The sequence below is a fragment of the Nostoc sp. UCD121 genome (assembly GCF_014222285.1).
In the GTDB taxonomy this organism is placed as follows: domain Bacteria; phylum Cyanobacteriota; class Cyanobacteriia; order Cyanobacteriales; family Nostocaceae; genus Nostoc.
The window spans coordinates 1-250 of record NZ_JACKZS010000602.1 but is presented as its reverse complement, the minus strand read 5'-3'; the positions used below and the strand labels follow the sequence as shown (position 1 = coordinate 250).

Annotated in this window: 1 protein-coding gene; it reads left to right on the top strand. The window is 68.4% G+C overall.

Annotation, left to right across the window (positions count from 1 at the left end; all coding sequences use genetic code 11):
* Window positions 1-250 (top strand): hypothetical protein (locus GNF10_RS37655; RefSeq protein WP_185607551.1); only part of this gene is annotated, 250 nt, incomplete at both ends.

Below are 250 nucleotides of genomic sequence, written 5' to 3'. Positions count from 1 at the left end.
GATCCAGAACCAGGTCCGCGTCGGCCTGTCGCGTATGGAGCGCGTCGTGCGCGAGCGCATGACCACCCAGGACGCGGAGTCCATCACCCCGACGTCCCTGATCAACGTGCGCCCGGTCTCGGCTGCGATCCGCGAGTTCTTCGGTACCTCGCAGCTGTCGCAGTTCATGGACCAGAACAACTCGCTGTCCGGCCTGACCCACAAGCGCCGCCTGTCCGCGCTGGGCCCAGGCGGCCTGTCCCGTGAGCGG